Source organism: Bradyrhizobium sp. Leo114, assembly GCF_055229415.2.
In genome coordinates, this window is sequence record NZ_JBUYEN020000043.1 from 20,374 (window position 1) to 38,288 (window position 17,915).

The following is a 17,915-nucleotide window of genomic DNA, read 5'->3' on the forward strand; positions in this document are numbered from 1 at the left end:
ATCCCCGCGTCACGGACGTCAGCCATCTTGTCTTAGCTGCCCAATGCCGCGATTTTGCCGACGCCTAAATCTAGACATACAGAGTGACTTGTCAGGTCTAGACACTAAAAGAACAGGCCTCAGAAGTTGCGCTGGGCACGAAGCTGCAGGTGGAATGTGTCCTGATCGCTGAACTCGTAACGCGCAGTAGGCTTGGGGGCCGAAGCTCCAAGGACTGCGGAGCCCTGGAATTTCTGGTCGAGGTGGAACCACATGAATTCGGCGGAGAAGGTCAGGTTCTTGACCGGCGTCCAGCGGGTGATGACACCGAGCTGCGACAAGTTGAAGTCGGGGTTGCAGACGTAGTCCGCGCTGACCGCTTTGCCAGGCGTGGTGTAGTTCGCGCAGATGAAGGCTTTGGCCGCGCCGTCATAGCGGACGCCCACATACGAGCCGAAGAGGCTCGATGACCAATATGGGTCCCAGTTGTGGTTGAACGCACCGCGAATGCCAAAGGCCTCCGTCAGATGCAGCGAGCCGTCGCCGCCGGCTGCGACCGGCAGATAGACGGCATCGGTCGTCGCCCCGAACCCGATGCTCTGATAGGCGCCAAAAGTGCTGGAGCTGCCGAACATGGCAAAGCTCGGCGAGGTTGAAGCCGACGAGATGATGTATTTGGTCGCTCCCTTGGAATAGCTCGCGTCCATCTTGATGTCGTCACCGGTACCGGTCGGGATGTTCTTGATCTGTAACGCCGCCATGACCGCGCCGCCCCAGGAGGTGTCCGGATGTCCGGAAAGCTCGGATGCTCCGGTCGGCGCCGCACCAGGCAGGCCGACGGCGCCCGCTGGCGCTCCAAGGGCGTTCAGGACATTGTAGGAGGCGTTGACCTCATGCGCCGCGGCGGAAATCTGGAACAGACCCCAAGCCTGGTCGACGCGGATGTTGCCGACCACATCGGGCGCGTGGACGCCGGCATAGGCGTTGCCCGTGTTCAGCGTGGCGTTCAGCGGCAGCGACAGGTTGTAGACGGCGGTGCGGTCCCATACCGTTGGGTCGTCGAGGCCGATGGTGCCGGTCACTCCGTTGCCGAAATCCGCAGTGTATTGGATGTTGTTGACGCCGGTATCATTGTTCTGGCCGCCGAGCAGGAAGTCCGAGATGTTGCCGGGGAAGCCCTGCCAAGGCGAGGAGTAGGCAGACGCCGACTGACCGAAGGTGAAGCCTGCGAACTGGATAAAGAGGAATTGGATGGTAGTAACGCCGCCGCCGGGAGTGTCGAGCAGCTGCGAGTTTGCGACCGGCAGCGAGCCGTTGATCGAGTTCGGGTTGAAGGTGTTGTTGCCGAGCGTAGAGAACTGAAACCGGCCCTGCCCGAAGGTGCGGACCACGCCATAGTCGGTGGCGGTGCGGGTATCAATTGACAACAGCATACGGGAGCGGGCGGCGAAGTAGTCGAAGTAGCGGTTATGTTGTCCTGCGTCGCCGTTCCAGGCCGGCGAGCCCTGCACGCCGCCATCGAATGTGGTGTCGACCCGGAGGTAGCCGCCGATCTTCATGCAGGTGTCGGTACCGGGGATGAAGAAGAAGCCGGGACCGTAAGCCGAGCAGATCTTCACATATTCGATCGGCTTCGCTTTGACAGGAAGGTCAGCGCCCGCGGCTCCGCTGGTTGCGAGCAAAAGGCTCGCCGCCGGACCCAGAAGGATTCGAGTTGTCGCCATTACCGGCCTCCGCCTGAGACCTGTACGTCCACTCGGAAATCGAATGCCCCACAATTTTTAGCGCAGGAGACATGTCGCACAATGCGCGGCGACGTGACACTGCCGAGTTTCATTTCGCACTGTGACTTTTTCGCAACGCATGCGAGTGCCATTCCGGAGCGCATGCCGGAGAGATCAGCCCTGGAAGCTGGATCAGCGCTGTAGCTACGCTCGCGGCGAAGGTGGTTCGATCCGCTGTTCGATGAGAATGGTCGTCGAGGATTTCCGCGTGCGCCGGGGCACCCACGCTTATGCTTGGGAAATTATCGCTCACGTTAATGTCGGGTATTGGCCCAAATGCGAACTGGGTTACTTCATCGGGCGATGTCCGAGTTCGAGGGAGTAGCGATCAGCATTGCTCGCCCTCAGTTCTTCTCAGCTTGACCCACCAAGGCTCGTCGACTGCTGCTCCCCGCTGTTTGGAGGTTTTTAAACCGGGACCTACGTCAAATGTGAAGGAAGTACAGGTTAGATTCATTGGTGTGTCAGGTAAACCTAGTTAATGGCGCCATGCGCGCCAAGAAAGCAACGGCAGGAGATCATCTCAACCTTCGTGCAGGATTGACCGCAAGCGCGCCGCCAAATCTGACATGCGGAACGGTTTGTCGATAATCGGAAATTCCCCCACCGCATGATGTCGCTCCAGCACGTCTCCCGCGTAGCCCGAGGCAAGCAGGACCTTGATGCGCTTGTTCAATCGCCTCGCTTCGCGAGCTACCTCGATGCCGTTGATCCCGTTTGGCATCACGATGTCACTTAACACCAGATCAAATTCCTCGCTCTGGAGCATGCGAAGGGCTTCAGTGCCGCTCCGAGCGCAACGAACCTGATAGCCCGACCTGGTCAGCATCGCCGACGTGAGGTCCAGAAGATCGTCGTTGTCCTCGACAACCAGGATTCGCTCTGAGCCGGCCGGAAACGCTTGGGATTGGACCTCTTCCATTTCGATCTCAGTCTTTTGCGTGGATTTCGGCAAGTAGAGAGCGACGGTGGTCCCCTTTCCCAATGCGCTTTCAACGGCAATGTGCCCCCCGGACTGACGGACGAAGCCGTAGACCATGCTAAGCCCGAGCCCGGTGCCTTTGCCAACCTCCTTCGTTGTGAAGAAGGGCTCAAACACCCGGTCCACCACCTCGGGAGGCATTCCCGAACCAGTGTCTCTAACCGACAGCCTGACATACGACCCGGGCGCGCACCCCGCCACGGCTCCTTCGTTCACGACGATGTTCCTCATCTCAATGTCGAGCACGCCGCCATTTGGCATGGCGTCGCGCGCGTTCAGGGCCAGATTGAGGAGAGCGGTCTCCAGTCGCGCCGGGTCGACATGGCACAGCCACAACCCTTCAGTGGTCCACACCTTGACCCGGCATGCTTCGCCGACAGCTTTGCGAATGAGTCCCTGGAACTCGGAAACAAGCTGGTTTGCGTTGACCGGTTTTGGATTCAGTACCTGCCGTCGCGAGAAGGCGAGAAGTTGCGCTGTCAGCCTTGCTCCCCGATCGACCGCACGCCGTGCAGCCGCGGCGAACCGCCGAGCTTTGCCGATATCGTCGCCAGCCTCGATGAGTTCAAGATTCGCGGAGACCACCGTGAGCAGGTTGTTGAAGTCGTGCGCGACGCCACCGGTGAGCTGGCCGACGCTCTCCATCTTCTGGCTCTGATGGAACTGCTCCCTCGCTTCGGACAATTCGTGCTCACGGCGTTTCAGCGCATCGGCCATGGCGTTGAACGCCCTGGCGACCCGTGCGATTTCCGAGTTGCCCGGGATGTCCACGCGCCGGCCGAATTCGCCGAGCCGCCATCGGTTCGCAGCATCAACCAATTGCGCAAACGGGCGCTGGATGAACCGCTGGGCGCCCCACGCCGTCAGGATCAAGACAAGCAGGGCGCTGAAAATGATGAACAACACGTCGCGCCGCGTGCGATGTTCGATCTTGGTGAAAGTCTGGGCCTTGCCGAGGCCGAAGCCGACAAGAAGATCTTGCCCCACAGCGGCGAAGCCGACAATTCTTCGCACGCCGTCAATGTTAACCATGTCCGCTACGGTCCCGTTGTCGAGCATCGGGTCTTCACCAACGGGCAACTTCTTGCCGACAAACACGTCATTGTCAGGATAGCGAGCGAGAACGATGCCGTTGCGGTCCGTGATGGCGAGCGCAGCTCCCGGGGGAACGCCCTTTTTCGCGATGTAGTCGGCGAGCCAGTCGAGGCTGAGGGCCGCTATAACGACGCCGCCCATGCGGTCCTCGTCGTCGTAGAATGGCAGCGCGAACTGAACGACATTGCGACCGGTCGTTCGGCCGATTGCGAACTCTCCGACTGTGAATTTGCCGGTTCTCACGACGCTGGCGAAGTAGGCACGTCCAGCTGCGGTAGCCGGCTTATGCTCTCTGGCTGAGTCGCAGAAGGCGTCGCCACGCATGTCGACCACGATAAAGACGATGAACTCCGGGTATCGTTGCTTGATCCTGGAAAGGTAAGCGTCGCATCCCTGGACGTCCTTCGCCTTGATCGCCGGAAGCTCCGAAAGCGCTATCAGAGCCTGACGAACGCCCTGGACGATCTGTTGCTGCTCGGCGGCGGCGAGCTTGGCGAGCCCGAGGACTTCGTCCTGTACTTCAACTTGGCGCGTGCGACGCAGGTCGATTTCGTTGTACGCCTGTATCGCGATTGCCGGCAGCATGGCCGCAGCTACCAGCGCGAACAGGCGTGATAACAGGCTGCCCTTTACTAGCATTTCCCACTCACAATCAGCCGCACGAGACCGACCGCGCCAGTCCACCGACAAGCGCCATTGTGTGAAGCGTTCTCCGAACTGCAATCGGGACGCCAAGCGGTGGCGCTCCGAGGCTTGATAAAGGCGGCGTCGAATGTGGGCGATGTCGAACCTGGAAACACTGGTCTTCGTCGCATTGCTGCCGAATTTCGCCGATCAATTGCCGGATCTCGTTGCCGACAAAAGCCGTGATGCCGCGCTTGGACGCTTCGTAAGCGCGTCCAGCTCTTCGGATGTCATGAAGGCCATTGGCGTGGCTGCGCATTGTTGTATTCGAGGTCGCTGATAGCGTTCGTGACCTTGCCGGAAATTACCGCTTTTGAGGAGCCGTTCGGCAAGTTCGCGGTTTCGCCATCTGCAAGGCGGTGTCGTCGTGAAGCGCCATCAGTACAGTCACCATCAAACGCCGCGCCTGCTTGTCGTTTTCCAACGACTCGGTGACCAAGCTGATCACTCGGAACGCGTGGTCCGCGGCGAGCATACACGGCTTCTTCTCATACTGTCTTGGTGAAAGCATGGTTATTCGCCTTTCGTTTCTTTTTCGTGGGTCGGGTTGCTTGTCTTTCCCGACTTGTGCGCTGCACCGCCGCTGCACCAGTTTGCGGTCGCGGAATCGTGTTCGCGGCCGAGACAGTGTAGGGAGCCGATCCATGCAATGCGGTTCACATCCACGTCTCCACGATCTTCTCGTCGTCCATCGCCGTCGATCTGCTCTATCTCAACAGCCGGGATCTGCGAAAGCAGCCGCTGATCGAGCGCAAGGGCACCTGAAGAAGATCATCGGCGATACAGACATCCAGTTCAGTGAGAGCTTCGGGGTCGATGGCAAGAAGATGTACGCCCACGCCGCAAGGTCAGGCTCGAAGGCGTCGTCTCGAAAGTGCGCGACAGCGCCTACACCTCTGGCCGGGGCACAACTGGGTGAAGAAAACCTGCGTGCAGCGGGAGATGCTGGTGATCGCAGGCTTCGCGCTCGACGGCAACAAATGGGACGGCATCTATGTCGGCCGCCGAAAGGGCGAGGACCTGATCTATGCGGGTAAAGTCGATCACGGTTCGACAACGCATCCGCTGCCGATCTGCAGAAGCGCCTGACGACGCTGATCCGGAAAGCGCAACCATACACTAAGCGCATCGCGCACAAGGGCATCTGGGTCGAGCGCGAGCTTATGGCCGAGATCGAATACCGGGCGAAGTCCGCGCAAGGAGACATCCACGACGAACCCGGCGATCCGTTCGTCTGCGGAATCGTCAGCAGCCTGCATTGCAGGATCGCCTGCGGTGCGCAATCGCCCCGATGCTCAACGGCAGCTTCTGCTCCATCGCCTGCTACACAAGCGCCGCTTCGCCAGTTTCGACCGCGAGCAGGTCGACCATCACCTCGGCTTCCTGCTGCTGGCGCGCTTCATACGCCAGTGCGTCGTCGCTCTCGCTATCTATCTCTGCATCAAATTCCGGCAACCCGCCGCACTGATCAGTTCGTCGCGGAGAGCCGGCGTGGAGATAGCACCCATGGCCGACCGTCATTGACTGGTGTCGTGCTACCAGTCTTTTGCTATCAAACTGAACCGGCGGCACTACAGGGCTGTTTCAGTCCGTCGGCAAACGATTGCGATTGTAGTCGAGCGGCCAAAGTTGTGGCGGTCGGAAAGAAGACCGGTCTAGGCTGGCCCGACCGGACCTCTGGTGAGGTCTGTTATTGCGCCGCTATCAGGGCGCAGCGCACAGCGACCTCACCCGCATCGTGATCTGCGGTGCCGGTTATAAGTACCTCCCTCGACTAGGACGTGCTACTCATAAAGGCGTAGATGTCTGGTTCTGACGTCCAAGCGGAGTCTTCCGATCAGTCGGAGCATTGCCGCTCGTGATCCAACTTCGCCATCACTCCTCCGGTACCCCAGCCAAGCGCATGCCCTCGTAGATGCGCTCGCGTTGGGTGAGGTAGGTCGGGTTATCTGTGTAAGCGCCGTCCCGGTAGCGACGGATAGTGAAACTCGGAACAAGCGTCAGTCCAGCCTTTGCGGCGGCTCTCGCATGATCCAGCGAGCCCAGCAGCGCTAGTGCAGCACCGAGTAAGAAATGCACGAGGGGATAAGTTCGGTTGGCTTCGATGCTGCGGCAGAACCAGCCGAGCGCTTCCGAATCGGCCGAAATCTGCAGCTTGGATGCACCGATTATTGCGAACCAGCGATGGGCAAAGATATCGCGCGGAGAAAGGCGAAATGCCTCGTTCACATGTGCCTCAGTCTCCGCCCCCTGGCCGGTGCAATACTTCGCTAGACCGATTAGCGCATGGGCCCACGCCAAATTGCGATCCAGCGCCAACGCTCGCTTGCTCTCGGCGACGCCTTGGTTGACACGGTTAGTCGCAACGTGCACGTGTCCCAGGGCCACGTGGGCCCACGCATGGTTCGGAGCGAGAGACAGCGCCTCTTTCAGCGTTGCCTCGGCAGCCGCGAGCCGCGCGGTCCGATCGCCACTCATCCAGGTTGAGCCGACGACCATGTCAACCGTCGCCATCCAGACCATCGCCTCGATGTTCTTGGGGTCGAGGGCTAGCGCCCGCTCAAAAATGCTACGCGCCTGTTCTATGTGGTCGGGGTTTAGTCCCTTGTTGAACCACGCAGCACCTTGAAAATACAGGTCCAAGGAATTGGGATGCGGCGAACGTTCCGCCCGACGCGCCTCAGCCTCAATGAGCTGTGCATTTAGTGTGTTAGCGAGCCGCGCCACAATTTCGTCTTGCATATCGAGCAGATCGGCGATCGGCTTATCGAACCGCTCAGCCCATAGGTGATTTCCGGTTTCGGCGTCGACCAACTGCACGTTTACGCGAAGCCGATCGCCTCCTCGCTGTACTGACCCTTCTAGGACGTAACTAACGTTTAACTCGCGACCGACCTGCTTCAGATCGACCGACTTGCCTTTATAGGGAAAGGCGGTGTGACGGCCGATCACGAACGAGCCATTGATGCGCGACAAGTCCGTGGTAAGGGTCTCAGTGACGCCATCGACGAAGTAGTCCTGCTTGGTGTCTCCGCTGAGATTGGCGAATGGCAGCACAACGATGGAGAGATTCGGCGGTGAACGCTGGCCCTGCGTGGCTCGACTTGCGCAGCCGGCTATGTCCGTCCAGGACCGCGGCATAGGCTCGAACCGGAAGGGCAATGTTTTTGAACTTTTGCTCGCCCATATCGACGAACTCGACACCGACCTTGCCGCGGGTCTGCACGTAGGCAAAAGACGAGATACAGATGCCGCCAGGCTCTGCGATGCTCACAAGCCGTGCCGCGACATTTACGCAGTCACCAAAAACGTCATGCGGCTCGACAATCGCGTCGCCGACATTGATGCCGACACGGAAAGCAATACGCATGTCTTCCGCATCGGCAATTGTAAGTTCTTTGATGCGAGTCTGGAATTGCACAGCAGCTCGAACCGCTTGGACCGCGCTCGGAAATACTGCCAAGAATCCGTCGCCGGTGTTCTTCACAATGCGACCCCCGTGTCCGGATATCGCGGGCGTGACAGCATCGGCGAGTAGCACTGTCAGTTTGACATACGTTGCCTCCTCATCGTGGTGCATGAGCCGCGAGTAGCCGGCGACGTCGGCGGCCAATATCGCCGACAGACTACGCTTGACCCGGATGAGTCGGTCTTCCACCATGGCGCGCAACTCCGACCTACAGAATACTATGACGGATCGCGCGGCGCTACCAGTCGCGCTTTATCACACCCTGGCTCACGTCGGCTGTTGGCCCCAGACCTCTGGTGACATCTGCTATTGTGCCCTATCAGTGGCGCAGCGGACCTCACGCGCATCGTGATCTGCGGCGCCAGGCCTGTGAGTACACGCTCTCGTAACGTCATCGATCTGCAGCCAGCCGGTCCGTTGAACCGGAGGTTCATCAGACTCAGCGGAAATGATCGTTAGTGCAAAGTCCTATCGCGCCGCCAGCCCGCTGCAATCATCGCCTCACCGATCGCGCGCTTGACGAAGGCGTCGGCCTCTTCCTCAGTCATCTACTCCAATTCTCCGTCTGGGCCGATTCGAGAGCCAGCAGGGTTTTCGCCCTCAGGCCACGTCGGCGGAATCATCTTCTTCGTCAATGGCTCGAACGACGCGCTATCAACAGTTCTCAGAAATGTTCTCGGCGATCAAGTTACCGAACGAGATAGCCATAAGACCTTAGGCGAATATCGCGCGGAGCTCATCGCTACAGAACTCGCATCGGCCAAAGCGCGCGAAGCAGCCCTTCGGGTCGAGATCGCGCGACTGAAACTCGAATCGGCGAGTGCAGCCGACACGCAGGTTCAGATCGAGGGACTCAGACTCGCAGTCGACCTGGAACGCGAGGCCCGGCAACAGGCTGATTTGGCGGCGGCTGACGCACAGGAACTCCTCGACGCAGCGCGTCAGGACCGGCCACCGCCTCGGGTCGGCAAGATCCGGGAGGAGATCGAAGTTGTTCTGGCCGCACTTATTCCAAAGGTGCGATTGATGCGGGACAGCCTGGACGTGGTGGCGGCTGGATTCTCCGTCGGGCTCTATCGTGGCCCTGCGAAGTTACGCACCGCAATTGGGCGCCTGCCTCCACCGTGGAAGAAGCTCAAAGGTCTTGAGCAATGGTGGGAACGACATATGAGCGACGGACAAGACGACGCAGGCAGGATCTATGTGCGCTTCTCAACCACTGACCGCATCTGGGATGTATTGATCTCGCACAAGAGCGAGCAATCGCGCGACATCACTTGGCTAGCGCGCCAGTAGATCTTTGGCCGGTGGCCAGTTGGTTTTATGAAACCATGAGCAGCGTTTTGTAGGCAACAACAGTTACATTATCGTCGGGGACGGATTGGACATAGAAACTCAGGCAAGCGGGAGCTCGAGCGCGTCCCGTGAGATCGATGGCAAAGGTCACACCATTCCCGGTCTGCTCGCGAACCGCAAATATTCAACGGACTATTATCAACGGGAATATGTTGCGCATCCCCGATTCGCAAGACCAGCAGCGTTGACTGCTCCGCCAAGGTCTTCTGGAAGTCACCAAGGCGCGCGCACCTCACAAGCTGCTCAGCAGTCCAAAGCTGAACACGTCTATCAGTATCTGACCGGTGCGCGGTTTAAGCAGCGGATTGAAGCCATCTTGAGCAGTTTAAAGACATGCGCGACGATATCGACAAAGAGCGCAAGTTCATGATGAAGGCTTGGGCCAAGCGAGAGGTCCAAGTCAACATGATGGTCGTATCGACTGCGGGATTGGTAGGCGATCTTCACGGCATCATGGGACTGGCCATGCCCGAGATTGGGACCATCGACGAGCCACCGATGCTAGAGGGAAAGGCCGCCTAGGCGGCCTTCGCCCGCTGTTTGCCAAGGCGCGCCAGCGCGCTCGGCAGAACTGATAAGCTTTCTGCGAAAACCTCATCAGTCGGCCGACTGACTCCATTTGTGACCAAAGCTGATCAATCCGCGATGGCTGAGCCGTTGTGCATCACAGCCAGAGTTTGGTCCTAATGTCCGAGTTGGGCCGATGCTGTCGAGAACGTCTTTTTGCATCACTGGACGCAAACTTTCCGAGCCGTAGGTGCGGCGATACTATAATTGTGTCGGGGGAAGCATCATAAAGCGATGAACTCGCCAGTGACCTCTCCAACTGGCCTCAGGGCATATGGACGAACAATCCTCGCGCGTTTGGTCTTTCGGCAGAAAATTAGCCGTAAGGCAGTTTGGGACTTTTTCGACAGCATCGGTCGATCGCGTCGGTTTGGCCCCGGGGCGGTGATTTCTGGTCAACCCCAGACGTCTTCAGCGCCGACCGGAGGGTCTCAAACGGGCCAACAACGGAAGTCCCTAGGTAAGCGACCTGCGCGCTCATGGTCCGTCCCTAACTCAAGGTCCCACGCCGAGCCGGCGGTCCAGGTTGAATGCGGCGCTTATCAGCCCGATGTGAGTGAATGCCTGCGGGAAGTTGCCCAGTGCTTCGCCACACGGACCCGTCTCCTCCGCGTACGGACCGAGGTGGTTGGCGTAGGTCAGCATCTTCTCGAAGATGAAGCGGGCCTCCTCGGCGCGGCCCCCCGGGCCAGCGCTTCCACCAGCCAGAACGTACACATATTGAACGTCCCCTCGCTCCCGGTCAGACCGTCGCCGGCTGCTCTGCCGATCTCGTAGCGGTGCACCAGGCTGTCGGAGACCAGCTCCGCCATGGTCCGATCCAGCGTCCCGCGCATGCGGGGGTCGGTCGGCGACAGGAAGAAGACGAGCGGCATGATCAGGTTGGATGCATCCACCGCGTTGGTGCCGAAGTGCTGCACGAAGGTCTGTCGTTCGGTGTCCCAGCCGCGCGTCATGATGGCCTCGTAGATGCGGTCGCGCTCCGCGGCCAGGTGGGTGCGGTCCAGCGGCAGGCTCCGCTTCTGCGCAAGGCGGATCGCCCGGTCCAGCGCCACCCAGTCCAGCATCTTGCGCAGGTGGCACCAGGAGTCATAGGCGATCGGCGTCCCATTGTGTGTACCGAAAACCTCATCCGAGTTGATGACGTAATGGAATCGCCTAAGCTGGCGGAATGATCGGGCTGCTCTGTTTCGTACTGGCCGTCTTGGCTTCGCCCCTCAAGTCGAAGAGCCGACTTGAAGCAGAGAATGCGGCGCTCAGACATCAGTTGATTGTCTTGAGGCGTAAGATGCGGGGTCGCGTCCGGCTCAGCAACGATGATCGCTGGTTCTTCATTCAGCTGTATCGCTGGTTTCAATCGATCTTGCAGGTCCTCACGATCATCCGGCCCGAGACGGTCGTGCGTTGGCACCGGGCCGGCTTTCGCGGCTACTGGCGTTGGAAGTCGCGCCCGATCGGAGGGCGACCGCCCATCGACACAGAGCTGCGCGCGTTGATCCGGCGGATCAGCGTCGACAATCCGCTGTCGGGCGCGCCACGCATCCACGGCGAACTGCTCAAGCTCGGGTTCGAGGTCGCGCAGTCCAGCGTCGCCAAGTACATGGTGAAGCGACGCGGGCCACCCAGCCAGGGATGGCGCACCTTCTTGGGTAATCACGCGCCGGACATTGCCGCCATGGACTTGTTCGTTGTTCCGACCATCGGTTTCGACCTGCTCTATGCATTTGTCATTGTTCGACTCGACCGCAGAGACCTCGTCTGGATCAACGTCACAGCAAATCCGACGGCGGAATGGGTTGCACGTCAAATCACGGAGGCATTTCCTTGGGATGAGGCTCCGCACTACCTCATCCGCGATCGCGACTGGATCTATGGCAGCGTCATCACGCGCCGATTGCGCGCCATGGGCATCCGGGACAAGCCTACCGCGCCAGCCTCGCCTTGGCAGAATGGGTTTGCCGAACGGCTGATCGGATCGATCCGGCGTGAGTGTTTGGACCACGTCATTGTTTTGGGCGAGGCGCATCTGCGTCGGGTTCTGCAATCCTACGCCGACTATTACAATAACGTCAGAACGCATCGATCCCTGGCCAAGGACGCGCCGATTTCTCGCCCGGTTCAGCGAACCGGTGCGATCAGTTCACGCCCCATCCTGGGCGGACTTCATCACCACTACGCCCGAGCTTAAGTTTTCGGTACACACAGCGCCTGGCGACATTTGGTATTCCCATCCAACAGCGCCGTCTCTCCGAGATCCCGCGACATGTTCTGCGCGTTAATTGCCAGCGCTGCGAACGAGTGGTCGAGATTCAGAAAGCAGACGCGGTCCGGCTCTTCGGTCAACATTCCGTTTGGAAAGACGTCGGACAGAAGCTCCTCGATCAAACGTGCCAGAATCGCAGCGGTCGCCACGAAGAGGACGGCTGCTGGCCTTCATTCGCAACGAATTGATGCTTCGCCTGCAGTGGCATTTGAGAACCTGTGATGGCTCCCAAGCATCATCCCACGCCCTTGTCAGGAGGCGACCGCAAGGCGCTCGCCAAGGAATTGGGGAAAGCTCGCGCGATGACCACAATTCTCGCCGCGCAGTCGGAGGCGACCCGCCACAAAGGCAACGCACTTATCCGTCAAGCGGACAAACTACTCTGCGAGAGCTGGAACGAACGGATGTGGGCCGACGGTGAGCCCATCGACCCGTCGCCGACCATCGATCAAGCGGTCAACGGCGGCTTCACTTGGCTTGAAATTGAATGCTCTCGCTGCAAGACCCGACGCGACGTCGATCTCGCCGCCCTTCCCCACCCGCCGACCACCTTCGTGCACGACCTGGCTAGACGAGCTTGCCGTCTTCATGGCGGCCCACATACATCGAGGCGATCTTCCGCGGGCTGGCCCCGAGCTTCTCGACGAACGCGATGATGGGGAACGTCTCTGTTTTCTTACACTTCAGCTTAATCCAGCTTTCTTGCCGCCCGGAACGGTAAGGAGCATCGACACGCTTCGCAACGAGACCTTCGAGCCCCATTTTACAGCCGTTGCGGAATATCTCGTCGCCGTCGGCCTCAATATGCTCGACAAAAATGAACGTCTCGGGCGCTTAGCTCAGCAACTCCTGCAAAAGCCGTTTGCGATGGGAATAGGCTGCGTTCCGCAGGTCGTACCCGTCCAGATACAACAGATCAAACGCATGATAACGAATCCGTGCTCTTCTGCGGCCCAAGCTCTCGGCGCAGTTGTTGGAAATCGGGAAGCCTTGGTTTCCGCAGGCCCCGTCTGCTGCCCGGTTCGCTCCCTCATAAAAAAGCGGCCCGCCGGGATGACCGGGCGGGGCCGCTTCGCGATCGAGTCGTTGCTCGATCAGTGCATGTGAACCAACAAATATTCGGCGCCGCCGATCACGATGACGGCGGGAACGGCCCATAGCAGCAATACAGGCATCGTTCGTCCTCCTTGTTTTCCGACCGGCCCGAACGAGGGCCGCCGGATTCAATCACTGTTCGGTGCAGACCTTGGTGGTCTTCACGGCGGATTCGGCTTCCGTCTTGGTCTTGTAGACGCCGTCGCCCACGACCGTCGTGGTGGTCGTCGTCGGCTTGGTGTCGACCACGGTGCACTTCTTGGTCGTGGCATCGCGCACGATGTAGAACTCGGCGGCGCTCGCAGCCTGCGCACCGAGGACGAAAGCGGCGAGAGCGCCGCAGACGATCAGCCTATTCATCTCAGTCTCCTCCATTCTGGCCCCAATTACGAACGGAGGCGCCAAGACAAAGTTCCGGTTATTCCCGGCCTCCTGTCGTTGCAGAGCTACGGCTCGGTTCTCGCGCTGCCGCAAAATCACGGGGGTGGAAAAGCACCTTCCGCAGCTTTTCCCGGATCGAAGCGGAACAAGCTATGGCGCCCCCTCTTGAGTTTGCCGGTCGACCATGTCCCAATGCGACCGCCTTGCGGAGACCTCGGTATGCGGTTCGATTGAACATGGCCATTAAATGCCGGGCGCTGGCCATCCTCGTTGCAGGGCTCCTCGCAAGCGCTCACGCTTTCGCGCAGGAGGACAAGAAGACCGACGAAGACAAGCCCGCCGATCCGGACACCGGCGAGAGCACCGTCGAGGAAAAGACCCTTCAACTTCTGCCGAACCCGTTCCAAAAATATGGGATCAAGTTCGCCGCGACCTACATCGGCGAGACGCTCGGAAATGTCTCCGGCGGGCTGAAGCAGAGAGCGATCTACGAAGGCCGGCTGAACCTCGCGGTCGATGTCGACCTGCAGAAGCTCGCCGGCGTCGACAAGCTGACCTTCCACGCCAACATGTTTCAGATTCACGGCGAGGGACTGTCGCGCAACTATCTCGACAATCTCTTCGTCATCAGCGGCATCGAAGCGTTACCGTCGACGCGGCTTTACGAAGCCTATTTCGAGAAGCAGTGGGGCGACAAAAAGGTCTCTCTGAAGTTCGGGCAGCTCGCCGCCGACAGCGAGTTCTTCAACACGAAATACACCGATGTCTTCACCAACGCCTCCATGGGTTGGCCGGCGATCACATCGCTCGACCTGCCCAGCGGCGGTCCGTCGCCGCCGTTGGCAGCAATGGGCACCCGGCTGCTGGTCAACATCACGGATCGGCTATCCGTCCTTGGAGGCATCTTCGACGGCAACCAGGCAGGTCCGGGGCCGGGCGACCCACAAGAACGCAACCGATATGGCGTCAACTTCCGGATCAACGATCCGCCTCTGCTGCTCGGGCAAATCCAATACGCCTGGAACAACAAGAAGGGCGATCCCAATCTGACGGGCCAGATCAAGTTCGGCGGTTGGCGTCACTTCGGGCCATTCTCCGATATTCAACTCGCCAGCAACGGCGTTTCGCTTGCGTCGTCGACCAGCAGCGGTACTCCCCTCGTGTTGGCAGGAGATATCGGAGGATGGGCAGTCTTCGAGCAGCAGATCTATCGCGTGCCCAAGAGCGATGACCGGGGAATTGGCGTGTTCGTTCGCGTCTCGGGTGCTCCCGCCGACCGCAATCTGATCGATCTCTATGCCGACGCCGGAATCGAATTCATCGGCCTTAGCGACAAACGGCCGGACGACAAGTTCGGCATCGCGGCTGGTTACGCGCACGTCTCGAAGCGGGCTCAGGCCCTCGACGCCGACTACCGCGCACTTTTCGGTCCGGCGTGGCCCGTGCGCAGCTTCGAAGGATTGTTGACGGCGGTGTATCAGTATCAGCTAAGGGACGGCTGGACTCTCCAGCCCAATTTCCAATACATCATTCATCCGGGCGGCGGAGCGACGGACCCAGCGGGCCCGATGCCGGGCCGAGCGCTCAAGAACGCGGCAGTCTTCGGCCTGCGCACGACGCTCAAATTCTAGGCGGATCCCGACCGTTTGAGCCGGAACACGGACGACATCGCCAGGCTGCTCGCGGCCTTAGCGCACGTTTCTGCCGACGACAGCCTCGCTCCGGAGCCGCTCGGAGCGTCCCAGATCAAGCCGTCCTGCCGGGACTACCGGGCAGCCGCGTCGCGGGACTCGCGTCCGCCGCCTCTGGGCTCGCTGGTTATCTCCGCCGCAACCATCTTCGCGCGCTCCTTGCAACGGGTACGCAACTCCTCAAGCTCGTCGGCCGAGAGATGAGGCGCTAAAGGCTTATTCATCCGTAGGCAACCAGTTCCAGTGAGGAACGTTCCTCAGGCTCTCTAGCAGGAGGTCGTCCCCGTCGGAGTTCAGCGTGCCAAGTCGGAACCTGCTGCGCCGTCATGAGCTACTTAGCTGGGCTGGGGAAAAAATCTTCTTCGCCCATTCCATATCTGGGGCCCAGCCGCGCGGGTTCGACCGCATGAGCGCCAGCGAGCTTGTCCGGCGCGATCAGTTAGATCGCCCAATCGCTTTGCTCAACGGGATCCCGGACCGGGTGAGCGCCGGCAGGTGCAGCCAGTTGATGTGCGCATGAACGCATCGAAGTCGCGGGCGCGACGCGAGACCACTTCGATCAAGTTCGATCAAGAGTATGCAGGCCGCGTTCGGGTCGACGCGCGGGCGCCCGAGGCGCAGGGCGCGCGGCCACAGCGCATGCAATTCTCCGCGCGTCCTGGAATCGCCGCTCGCGAACAGGGTCACCTCATGCCTGAGATTGACCAGCTCGTCGACCAGCCAGGCCACGAGCCTTCCGTGCCGCCGTAAAGTTGGGCGATCCGCATCGGTCTCCGGCCTCAGCTCTCCGCGACGCTGCGCGAGGTGGTGCATACCAGCGGAAGGCCGGCGACAATCGCGATCAGGACCGTTCCGACCGATACTCGGCATGTCCGTGCGCTCGCCCGCAACGCGCGAAAACCGTTCTCATGTGGCCTCGCAACCGATCGCGACAACGGTGACGCGGCGGCTTCGTTCCTGTGCGCGACGTGCGTGTCGGACCGCCTCGCTAGGCGACCGGCACCCCATAGTAGTCGTCGACCGAGCGCCTCGTTTGCGCGTCCCAACCCCAACTGCTCTCGTCAGCGTATTTTGGGGCGCCGCGGAGCTGATCCTGGGTGACGCCGGTGACATATCCGCCGAGGTTCGTGTCGTACTTCAGCGTTTGCCACGGCAGCGGGTAGTGATCGTCCCCGATGCCGAACAGGCCGCCGAAGCTGAGCACCGCGTAGGACACCTTGCCACCGACCTTGTCGATCATGACGCGCTCGATGTGCCCGACTTTCTGCCCGTCGGACCCGTACACGTTCGTGCCTTCGACCTTATCGCTTCCGATGAGACTGACGGTCTCCCGATCTTCCACGGCCATGTCGACCTCCTGGAGGTTGCTGTCTTCGGAGTCAACGGAAGCGACAGCGCATCCGTTCCTGAAGCGCGACAAGGTGATCCCGCGCCGCCATTGCACGGCTCGCACCGCGGGAGGACGGTGTTGTGCTGCGCTACTGTGATCTTTGTCTAAGCCCTTGAACGCTGGTTGTCCTCTGTGGCGCCAGAAACTCCCCTGGCGATGGCCTAACCCTGCCCCGGTCTGCGCAGCGGCACCTCCTCTGATGCATCGCGCGACCGACCGCGAGCGCTGACCGCATCTTAGAAGCAGCGTTTGCCTCCCGAGAGACTTCCGATGCTTAGACACCCCTTGCGAAAATCCGATTTCCTTTCGGAGAAGTCAGGGATTTGAATTGAGGTACAGGTGGCGCCCACGTGCCTACGCCCGCTCGCCCGCGACGGCCCCGTTGGCTGCCCGTTCGTTCGAATTCACCAAAAACTTGGCTCAAAGAGCTCGGCTGCGGAGCAACTCTCGGTTTGGCGAAAACCTGTTGGCGACTTTTAATGCGCTGGGCTCGTCCGTCTCCAAGGCAACCTTTTGGGCAAGAATGACATCCCCCGCCGGCAGGCGGCCAAGCGGCATGAAACACAAACCGGTCTTTAGACGGCCCGCATCGTCGATCTCATAAACGTTCGGCGGAATTGTACCATAATAGATGCGGTATCGTTTTCCGCTGTCGCAACCGACAACCTCGAAACAGCCTGAGTCATCGAATTGCTCTCGTTGGTCTGGCGATAGCCGGTCCCGCATAAGCCGCAAGCCCCGCGCTTCGCTCGTATCTTCGGCTAGAACTTTCCGGTACAGTTTGCGCAGAGACTTGATGCGCGACCAAGCCTCCACTGGAGGGGACACGTGAAACAGCCCGATCCTCTTTGCGTGCGACTGGTTGAACATCCGGATCGCCTCGGCTGTGGGCTTCAACAAGACCTCGCAGCCCTTCCGTTCGAAATAGGCTTCGGCCTCCGGTGATAGGTGGACGACGTTGCCCATCTGACCCGAGCCAATGACGACCTGGTCGCATCCTTTCTCAAAGAGAAATTTCGCCTCGACCTTTGAAAGTACGTGCGAGGTACCATAAAACTTCTTTGATAACTTCTTTTTCCGCTTCACAACCTTGCCGGAAAGGCGAATGACCACGTCGTGCTCATACGTCTTTCCATTAATCGTAATCGCGCCAAATCTGGTGCTCTCAATCCTCATCGC

General features: G+C 59.9%; 16 protein-coding genes and 4 pseudogenes. 10 read left to right on the forward strand and 10 right to left on the reverse strand.

Annotation, left to right across the window (positions count from 1 at the left end; genetic code table 11):
* Positions 1 to 119: 119 nt before the first annotated feature.
* Complete coding sequence (locus tag ACZIRK_RS35270; RefSeq protein ID WP_474419059.1) at positions 120 to 1,703, reverse strand: porin; 1,584 nt, start codon at positions 1,701 to 1,703, stop codon at positions 120 to 122.
* A gap of 583 nt (positions 1,704 to 2,286) precedes the next feature.
* Positions 2,287 to 4,479, reverse strand: a complete 2,193-nt coding sequence (locus ACZIRK_RS35275) for an ATP-binding protein (RefSeq protein ID WP_474419060.1) — start codon at positions 4,477 to 4,479, stop codon at positions 2,287 to 2,289.
* Between the two features lie 133 nt (positions 4,480 to 4,612).
* Between ACZIRK_RS35275 and ACZIRK_RS35280 the strand changes: the two genes are divergently transcribed.
* The 3 genes and pseudogenes from ACZIRK_RS35280 to ACZIRK_RS35290 all read left to right on the forward strand — a co-directional run bounded on the left by ACZIRK_RS35280 (position 4,613) and on the right by ACZIRK_RS35290 (position 6,048).
* Positions 4,613 to 4,804 (forward strand): hypothetical protein, encoded by a 192-nt coding sequence (locus tag ACZIRK_RS35280; RefSeq protein ID WP_130230623.1) that lies wholly within the window; start codon positions 4,613 to 4,615, stop codon positions 4,802 to 4,804.
* 410 nt (positions 4,805 to 5,214) lie between these two features.
* A pseudogene (locus ACZIRK_RS35285) lies at positions 5,215 to 5,780 on the forward strand (ATP-dependent DNA ligase); the annotation flags it as partial.
* 19 nt (positions 5,781 to 5,799) lie between these two features.
* Positions 5,800 to 6,048: a hypothetical protein gene (locus ACZIRK_RS35290; RefSeq protein WP_130230621.1), complete on the forward strand. Its 249-nt coding sequence runs from the start codon at positions 5,800 to 5,802 to the stop codon at positions 6,046 to 6,048.
* 351 nt (positions 6,049 to 6,399) lie between these two features.
* Here the strand turns inward: ACZIRK_RS35290 and ACZIRK_RS35295 are convergent, their stop codons facing one another.
* Positions 6,400 to 7,581 carry an adenylate cyclase gene (locus ACZIRK_RS35295; protein ID WP_474419061.1) on the reverse strand — a complete coding sequence of 394 codons (1,182 nt, stop codon included), beginning with the start codon at positions 7,579 to 7,581 and terminating at the stop codon, positions 6,400 to 6,402.
* Positions 7,517 to 8,185, reverse strand: coding sequence for an adenylate/guanylate cyclase domain-containing protein (locus ACZIRK_RS35300; RefSeq protein ID WP_349645134.1), 669 nt, complete (start codon positions 8,183 to 8,185; stop codon positions 7,517 to 7,519). Before ACZIRK_RS35300 ends, ACZIRK_RS35295 begins: the two co-directional genes overlap by 65 nt.
* Positions 8,186 to 8,509: 324 nt before the next feature.
* On the opposite strand from ACZIRK_RS35300, the gene ACZIRK_RS35305 reads away from it, so the two are divergent.
* Both ACZIRK_RS35305 and ACZIRK_RS35310 read left to right on the forward strand, forming a co-directional pair.
* Entirely contained in the window at positions 8,510 to 9,289 is a 780-nt protein-coding gene (locus tag ACZIRK_RS35305) for a hypothetical protein (RefSeq protein WP_130230619.1), read from the forward strand.
* A 387-nt stretch (positions 9,290 to 9,676) separates the two neighbouring features.
* A pseudogene (locus ACZIRK_RS35310) lies at positions 9,677 to 9,871 on the forward strand (DUF2130 domain-containing protein); the annotation flags it as partial.
* 683 nt (positions 9,872 to 10,554) lie between these two features.
* Here the strand turns inward: ACZIRK_RS35310 and ACZIRK_RS35315 are convergent.
* On the reverse strand, positions 10,555 to 10,983 hold the full coding sequence (locus tag ACZIRK_RS35315; RefSeq protein WP_474419062.1) for a glycoside hydrolase family 15 protein: 429 nt from the start codon (positions 10,981 to 10,983) through the stop codon (positions 10,555 to 10,557).
* Positions 10,984 to 11,087: 104 nt separating this feature from the next.
* Here ACZIRK_RS35315 and ACZIRK_RS35320 point away from each other — a divergent pair, with 104 nt between their 5' ends.
* The 4 genes and pseudogenes from ACZIRK_RS35320 to ACZIRK_RS35335 all read left to right on the forward strand — a co-directional run bounded on the left by ACZIRK_RS35320 (position 11,088) and on the right by ACZIRK_RS35335 (position 13,286).
* Positions 11,088 to 12,104 (forward strand): integrase core domain-containing protein, encoded by a 1,017-nt coding sequence (locus ACZIRK_RS35320; protein WP_474419063.1) that lies wholly within the window; start codon positions 11,088 to 11,090, stop codon positions 12,102 to 12,104.
* 41 nt (positions 12,105 to 12,145) lie between these two features.
* Positions 12,146 to 12,367 (forward strand): annotated as a pseudogene (locus tag ACZIRK_RS35325) (hypothetical protein); the annotation flags it as partial.
* 33 nt (positions 12,368 to 12,400) lie between these two features.
* Positions 12,401 to 12,835: a hypothetical protein gene (locus tag ACZIRK_RS35330; RefSeq protein ID WP_130229801.1), complete on the forward strand. Its 435-nt coding sequence runs from the start codon at positions 12,401 to 12,403 to the stop codon at positions 12,833 to 12,835.
* A complete protein-coding gene (locus ACZIRK_RS35335; protein WP_207231143.1) occupies positions 12,768 to 13,286 on the forward strand; it encodes a hypothetical protein in 519 nt (172 codons plus the stop codon). The genes ACZIRK_RS35330 and ACZIRK_RS35335 overlap by 68 nt, the downstream gene beginning before the upstream one ends.
* Positions 13,287 to 13,406: 120 nt before the next feature.
* On the opposite strand, the gene ACZIRK_RS35340 is transcribed toward ACZIRK_RS35335, so the two are convergent.
* On the reverse strand, positions 13,407 to 13,634 hold the full coding sequence (locus ACZIRK_RS35340) for a hypothetical protein (protein WP_130229800.1): 228 nt from the start codon (positions 13,632 to 13,634) through the stop codon (positions 13,407 to 13,409).
* Between the two features lie 257 nt (positions 13,635 to 13,891).
* Here ACZIRK_RS35340 and ACZIRK_RS35345 point away from each other — a divergent pair, with 257 nt between their 5' ends.
* Entirely contained in the window at positions 13,892 to 15,286 is a 1,395-nt protein-coding gene (locus ACZIRK_RS35345; RefSeq protein WP_474419064.1) for a carbohydrate porin, read from the forward strand.
* A 495-nt stretch (positions 15,287 to 15,781) separates the two neighbouring features.
* Here the strand turns inward: ACZIRK_RS35345 and ACZIRK_RS35350 are convergent, their stop codons facing one another.
* The 4 genes and pseudogenes from ACZIRK_RS35350 to ACZIRK_RS35365 all read right to left on the reverse strand — a co-directional run.
* The gene (locus tag ACZIRK_RS35350; protein ID WP_130229798.1) at positions 15,782 to 16,075 is read right to left on the reverse strand and encodes a glycosyltransferase family protein; all 294 of its coding nucleotides are present in this window, start codon (positions 16,073 to 16,075) and stop codon (positions 15,782 to 15,784) included.
* 259 nt (positions 16,076 to 16,334) lie between these two features.
* Positions 16,335 to 16,694, reverse strand: coding sequence for a PRC-barrel domain-containing protein (locus tag ACZIRK_RS35355; protein ID WP_474419065.1), 360 nt, complete (start codon positions 16,692 to 16,694; stop codon positions 16,335 to 16,337).
* 462 nt (positions 16,695 to 17,156) lie between these two features.
* Positions 17,157 to 17,606 (reverse strand): hypothetical protein, encoded by a 450-nt coding sequence (locus tag ACZIRK_RS35360; RefSeq protein ID WP_456646563.1) that lies wholly within the window; start codon positions 17,604 to 17,606, stop codon positions 17,157 to 17,159.
* Positions 17,598 to 17,912: pseudogene (locus ACZIRK_RS35365) on the reverse strand (MTH938/NDUFAF3 family protein); the annotation flags it as partial. The pseudogene ACZIRK_RS35365 and the gene ACZIRK_RS35360, both read right to left, overlap by 9 nt.
* Positions 17,913 to 17,915: the final 3 nt, after the last annotated feature.